The 6,281-nt window shown below is 75.0% G+C and carries 5 protein-coding genes; 2 read left to right on the top strand and 3 right to left on the bottom strand.

Annotated features, from left to right (window positions below; all coding sequences use genetic code 11):
• Window positions 1-7 precede the first annotated feature (7 nt).
• The 3 genes from EFE23_RS27270 to EFE23_RS27260 form a co-directional block, all read right to left on the bottom strand.
• Window positions 8-547 (bottom strand): NUDIX hydrolase, encoded by a 540-nt coding sequence (locus tag EFE23_RS27270; protein WP_123243741.1) that lies wholly within the window; start codon window positions 545-547, stop codon window positions 8-10.
• Window positions 548-596: 49 nt separating this feature from the next.
• The gene (locus tag EFE23_RS27265) at window positions 597-2,387 is read right to left on the bottom strand and encodes a RelA/SpoT family protein (RefSeq protein WP_123243740.1); all 1,791 of its coding nucleotides are present in this window, start codon (window positions 2,385-2,387) and stop codon (window positions 597-599) included.
• A gap of 127 nt (window positions 2,388-2,514) precedes the next feature.
• A complete protein-coding gene (locus tag EFE23_RS27260; RefSeq protein ID WP_123243742.1) occupies window positions 2,515-4,272 on the bottom strand; it encodes a DEDD exonuclease domain-containing protein in 1,758 nt (585 codons plus the stop codon).
• A gap of 127 nt (window positions 4,273-4,399) precedes the next feature.
• Between EFE23_RS27260 and EFE23_RS27255 the strand changes: the two genes are divergently transcribed.
• Both EFE23_RS27255 and EFE23_RS27250 read left to right on the top strand, forming a co-directional pair.
• Entirely contained in the window at window positions 4,400-5,836 is a 1,437-nt protein-coding gene (locus EFE23_RS27255) for an NYN domain-containing protein (protein ID WP_123243739.1), read from the top strand.
• A 254-nt stretch (window positions 5,837-6,090) separates the two neighbouring features.
• The coding region (locus tag EFE23_RS27250) for a hypothetical protein (RefSeq protein WP_123243738.1) at window positions 6,091-6,281 on the top strand (191 nt) is incomplete at its 3' end.

Below are 6,281 nucleotides of genomic sequence, written 5' to 3'. Positions count from 1 at the left end.
GGGCCGGTCACGGGGCGGGCGGCGGCACCGGCGGGACCTCGCCGGCGCGCGGTCCGATGCCGTAGTGGGCGAGCAGGTTGGCGGTGGCCCGGCTCAGCCGGGGCAGGTCGTCCAGCGGGTGCCAGGCCGCCTCGAAGACCTCGGCGCCGTCCACGGCCAGCTCCGTGGTCGAGGCCGGCACCTCGGTCTCGAACACCACGTCCACCCAGCCCTGGGCGTGCACCACCGCGTTGGGCACGGCCGGGCGGAGCCGGTCGGGGGAGAGCCGGATGCCGGACTCCTCGTGCAGTTCGCGGGCCGCGCCGACCACCGGGGCCTCGGCGCGCTGCAGCAACCCGGCCGGCAGGGTCCAGCTGTAGCCGGGCGGCTGGCGCAGCAGCAGGATCCGTCCGGCGCCGTCCGCCTCGGCGTCCCGGACCAGGACCACCGCGCCGACGATGTACTTCGGCACGGCCAGCCGCACCAGCCGCCGCCGTAGCCGGACCGGGAGGCGGTAGAAGAACCGGTAGCCGAGGGCCCGTCCGGTGGCGCGTGCGCGGGGGATCATGCCTGTAAGGCTAGTGGCCGGTCGGCCGGAGCGCCCGGGCGGCGCTCAGCTAGGGCCGGTGGTCGACGAGATCGATCAGCTGCTCGACCACGGTGTCCGGCTCGACCGCCCGGTCGAAGACCGCCACCAGCAGGGTCTCCAGGTCGGGGTAGCCCAGCTCCTCGGAGAGCCGCAGCAGCGGCAGGTCGCTGGCCAACCCACGGTTGTGCTTGCGCAGCGCCAGGCCGATGCTGGCCCGGCCGAGGCGTACCTTGTCGGCGATCGAGATGCCCGGCTCGGTGTGTTCGGCGAACCAGCGGTTGATCTGCATCTGGGCGTGCGGCGACTTGACGAAGCCCAGCCACTCGCGGCGCGGTCCGCGTGGCGCCACGTCGGCCTCGAAGCCGCTCTCCGCGTCGCCCTCGGTGAAGATCTCCACCACGTCGCCCTCCTCCAGTTCGGAGGAGAGCGGGGCCAGCCGGCCGTTGATCCGCGCGGCCAGGCAGTGGTCGCCGCGCTCGGTGCCCAGCTCGTACGCGAGATCGACCGGGGTCGCGCCGGCCGGCAGGACCACCTGCCGCCCGTCGGCGACCACCTGGATCTGCGCCTCCGCGAGGTCGCAGCGCAGCGACTCCATGAACTGGGTCGGGTCGACCGCCTCCTGCTCCCAGTCGAGCACCCGGCGCAGCCAGGCCAGCTCGTCCGCCCGGTCGGCGGCGCGCCCGGCGGCCCGGGGAAAGCGGTAGTGCGCGGCGACGCCGTACTCGGCGGCACGGTGCATCTCCTCGGTGCGGATCAGCACCTCCACTGTGCGGTCCTGGGGGCCGCAGACGCTGGTGTGCAGCGACCGGTAGAGGTTGTTCTTCGGCGAGGCGATGAAGTCCTTGAAGCGCCCCGGCACCGGGCGCCAGAGGCCGTGCACCGCGCCGAGCGCGGCGTAGCAGTCGGTGGCCGGACCGTCCACCACGATCGCGATGCGCGGCAGGTCGTACGGCGCGGTGTGGCCGCCGGCGACGGTGTCCTTCCAGATCGAGTAGAGGTGCCGGGGGCGGGGGGACACCTGCGCGTCGACCCGGCTGCGGCGCAACGCCACCTTCGTCTTCGCCACCACGTCGTCCAGGTAGGCGTCCCAGCCCGGCCGGTCGTGCACGAACCGCGCGATCCGGGCGTGCTCCTCGGGTTGCAGGTGCAGCAGCACCACGTCGTCGAGTTCGCGTTTGAGCGTCTGGATGCCGAGCCGGTCGCAGAGCGGGACGAGCACCTCGAGCGTCTTGCGGGCGATGCGCTCCCGGGAGGCGGCGGAGCGTACGCCGAGGGTCCGCATGTTGTGCAGCCGGTCAGCCAGCTTGATGATCAACACCCGGACGTCCTTGCCGGCCGCGACGATCATCTTGCGGACCGTCTCCGCCTCGGCGACCTTGCCGTAGAACGCCTTGTCGAACTTGGTCACCCCGTCGACCAGATGGGTCACCTGGCGGCCGAAGTCCTCCTGGAGCGCCTGGAGCGTGTAGCGGGTGTCCTCCACCGTGTCGTGCAGCAGCGCGGCGACCAGGGTGGTGGTGTCCATGCCGAGGTCGGCGCAGATCTGGGCGACCGCCAGCGGGTGGGTGATGTACGGCTCGCCGCTCTTGCGGAACTGGCCCCGGTGCATGTTCTCGGCGATCGTGTACGCCCGGCGGAGCACCGAGGCGTCGGCGTTGGCGTGGATGCCCCGGTGGGCGCGGACCAGGGCGGTGACCGGGTCGCCGTCGGTGGTGGGCCAGGTGAGCAGGGCACGCAGCCGCCGGGTCAGCGGCAGATCGCCGGGCTGGGTCGGAAGGGCGCCGCCCAGGGCGGCGCCGCGTCCGGCGTCGACGTCCACCTGGGACACCTCCTCACCCCGGCCCCGGGTCGCCGGGGCCGGCGACCGGGAGCAGGCCCGCGAAACGGGCAGGACTGCACTTCTCTAACAGCCTAAGCGAGGTGAGGTCGTCCGATCGGACACTTGGTCATGAGCGTTCGGTCGAGAGTTGGTGGGACGCGCCGTTTTCCGCCTTCGTCAGGAGGGCGCGGAACCGACCCGCGCCGGTGATCGGGGACGCCCAACCGGAGGAGATCTCCACCAGCCGGGTCTCCGGTCGTTCCAACCAGGACAGGATGCGTTCGGTCTCCTCGGCGGAGGCCGCCGGCACCGGGCCGTGCCCGGGCAGCACCGTCTCGGCGGTCGCCCGGATCGCGGCGATGGTCGGTCGAGGATGGACACCGGGCGGGGAGACGCCGGCGCCGGCCAGCCGTCCGTGTCGGACCAGGGCCAGCTCCCAGCCGCCCCGGGCGGCCGGGCGGGCGGCGGCCAGCTCGGCGATCCCGGTCAGCGCCGCCAGCCGCTGCATCCGCACCGCGGCGCGCAGCACCGCCGCCAGCCGGCCCCGGACCACCGCGGCCTCCTCGTACCGCTGGGCGGCCGAGAGCACGTCGATCCGGGCGAGCAGGGCGTCCACCACCACCTGCGGGTCGCTGGCGGTGGCGGTGCGGAACGGGGTGGCCGCCCGGTGCTCGTACTCCTCGGGGGTGATCCGGTGCTCGCAGGGCGCCGGGCAGCGGCCCAGCTCGGCCAGCGCGCAGGCCGGCATGGTGGTGCGCCGGGAGAGCCGGTGCGTGCACTGGCGCAGCGGCACCGCCTCGTGGAAGCCGGCGGCGGCCAGCTCGGCGGCCTGCTTGGAGCGGAACGGGCCCAGGTACGCGGTGTCGGTGGGGGCGAGGTCCCGCACGATCGACAACCGGGGGTACGCCTCGTCGGTCAGCTTCAGCCAGACCTGCCGCTCCGGGTACTTGGAGCGCCGGTTGTACGGCGGCGCGTGCGCGGCGATCAGCCGCAGCTCCCGGACCTCCGCCTCCAGCGAGTGGGCGCACTCGACCGCCTCGACCCGCTCCGCGGCGGCCAGCATCTCCGAGATCCGAGCCCGCTTCTCGCCGGCCGTGAAGTAGTTGCGCACCCGGGTCGCGATGTCGCCGGAGGTGCCGACGTAGAGCGGCCGGTCGTCGGCGGCCCGGAAGATGTAGACCCCGGGCACCTTCGGCAGCCCGTCGGCCAGGTGCCGCTTGCGGCGCTGGGTGGGGGTGACCGCCCGGGCGAACTCGATCGCCTCGCCGATGGTGTCGACCCGGTGCCCGCCGAGCCGTCCGATCAGCCCGTGCAGCACGTCGACGGTGGCCTTGGCGTCGTCCAACGCCCGGTGGGTCGGCTGGGTCGCGGTGCGGAAGTAGGCGGCCAGGGTGCCCAGCTTGCGGTTGGGCACCTCGTCCCGGGTGAGCACCCGGCGGGCCAGCGCCGCGGTGTCCAGCACCCGGGGGTTGGGCCAGCGGTAGCCGTGCTTGGCGCAGGCGGCCTTGAGGAAGCCCACGTCGTACGGGGCGTTGTGGGCGACCAGCACGGCGTCGGAGACGAACTCCAGGAAGCTCGGCAGCACCTGCTCGATCGGCGGCGCGGGGAGCAGCATGGCCTGGGTGATGCCGGTCAGCACGGTGATGAACGGCGGGATCGGCACGCCGGGGTTGACCAGGGTGGCGAGCACGCCCAGCTCCTCGCCGCCACGGACCTTCACCGCGCCGATCTCGGTGATGCCGCCGCCGTCCGGCGCGCCGCCGGTGGTCTCCAGGTCGACCACCACGAAGGTGGTGGCGTAGAGCGGCAGGGCCGGGTCGACCGCGCCGTCCGCCGTCCGGTCCAGGCCGGCCAGCGCCTCCTGGACGTACTCCCCTCGCGTCACGCGGGGCACGGTAGTGGCCGGGTCCGACACTCCCGTCCCAGACGTCCCATCCGTTACCACGGGGGTAGGATGAGAGATCGGCTCACTCACCGGGCGGTGGGCCCGTTCGGGGTGGGAGACTTGCCACATGCCCCTCACCGAGCCGCACGACGACCACTTCTCCGCTGAGGAGGAGTCGGTGGTCGGTGCGCGCGCCGCCGGTGAGGCTTCGGGCACCCCGGATCCCGACGCGACCCCCGGCGGGGAGAGCGGGCCCGAGCCGGAGCCCGTCCTGCCCGAGCCGGTCCGGCAGCGGATCGTGGCGCTGACCGCCGCCGTGCTGCCCGGCCTGCCCGCCGACGAGGTGCCGGTTCCGCTGCGCCGGGTGGCCAAGTTCGCCCCCAACCGGCGCGCCCGGCTCGGTGCCCCGGCCATCGCCGCCCAGCTCACCGCCGACCCGCTGTTCCGGCAGCGGGTCACCGCCCGGGTGCTCGCCGACGCCGGCGACCTGGGCGCGGCCGTGCTGGAGGGGACCGCCCCGGCCGCCGCCGACCCGGTCGAGGTGGCCGCCCTGGCCTACCTGGCCCGGCCGCGGGGCTGGCGGGACCTGATCGAGGCGAGCGGTGCGGCGGTGCGGGCCGAGGCGGACAGCGCGATCGTGGCCGAACTGGTCCGGGAGGCCGAGCAACGGGCCACCCGCGCCGAGCACGACCGGGCGGTGGCCCGGGTCGAGGCCGACAAGCTCCGCGACGAGCTGGCCCGGGTCCGGGAGGAGCTGGGCCAGCTGCGCGAGGAGGCCCGGCAGCTCACCCGTACCCTCCGGGAGACCCAGGCCCGGGAGCGCAAGGCCACCGAGCTGCTCGCCACCGAGCGGGGCCGGGCGGCCCGCGCGGCGGCGGACGCCGACGCCGAGCTGCGCCGGACCCGGGCCCGGCTGGCCGAGGCGGAGGCCGCGGCGGGGGTGGCCCGGGCCAGCGCCAAGGAGGCCCGCTCGGTCGACGACGCGAAGCTGTGGCTGCTGTTGGAGACCATCGGCCAGGCGGCCGTCGGCCTGCGCCGCGAGCTGGCCCTCGACCCGGTCGACCGGATGCCCGCCGACTTCGTGGCCGACGCCTTCGCCGACCAGTCGGCGACCACCCAGGCCGGCGCGGCCGCCCGCGCCCGGGACACCGACGACCCGGCCCGGCTGGACCAGCTCCTCGCGCTGCCGAAGGCGCACCTCGTGGTGGACGGCTACAACGTCACCAAGCGCGGCTTCGGCGAGATGTCCCTGGAGCAGCAGCGCAAGCGGCTGATCAGCGGGCTGGGCGGGATCGCCGCGCAGACCGGGGACGAGGTCACCGTGGTGTTCGACGGCGCCGAGCGGATCCACGGGCTGCCGCCCACGCCGCGCGGCGTGCGGGTGCTCTTCTCCCGCAAGGGCGAGACCGCCGACGAGCTGATCCGCCGGCTGGTCCGGGCCGAGCCCGCGGGGCGGCCGGTGGTCGTGGTCTCCTCCGACCGCGAGGTCGCCGACGGGGTACGCCGGCACGGCGCCTACCCGCTGGGCGCGGACTCCCTCCTGCGCCGCCTCGCCCGCTCCTGACCCACCGACCCGGCTCGGCGGCGTGGCGCTCCCACCCGGCCGACGGGCGCCGCGGCGCGCCGCCAGTTCGGGGAAGCGGCGGGGTCGAGCGCGTTCGGATCGCGCCACTTCGGCGAACTGATGGCCGGATGATCGGGTTGGCGGGGGTCCTGCCTCGTTGTCCGGTTCTGTCGTACCCGCCGGATAGCGTCCTGGTGACCGACGGTGGTGGCTCCTTCCCCGAGCGCCACGGGCGAGCGCGTCAGGAGGCGTTCATGCTCATCGACTGCGACACCTGCGGGATCCGCGGCGCCGGCTGCTCCGGCTGCCTGGTGACCGCGCTGCTCGACACCGGCTCGCCAGCGGCCACGCTCGGCCCGGCCGAGCACCGGGCGCTCGAGGTGTTCGCCCGCGCCGGCTTCGAGGTGGAGGTGCTGGCACCCGCGGCGGCCCCGCCCGCCGGTCG

Origin of the sequence: Micromonospora solifontis (assembly GCF_003725545.1) — a bacterium.
GTDB classification, from domain to species: domain Bacteria; phylum Actinomycetota; class Actinomycetes; order Mycobacteriales; family Micromonosporaceae; genus Micromonospora; species Micromonospora solifontis.
This window is presented reverse-complemented; position numbering and strand designations above follow the sequence as displayed.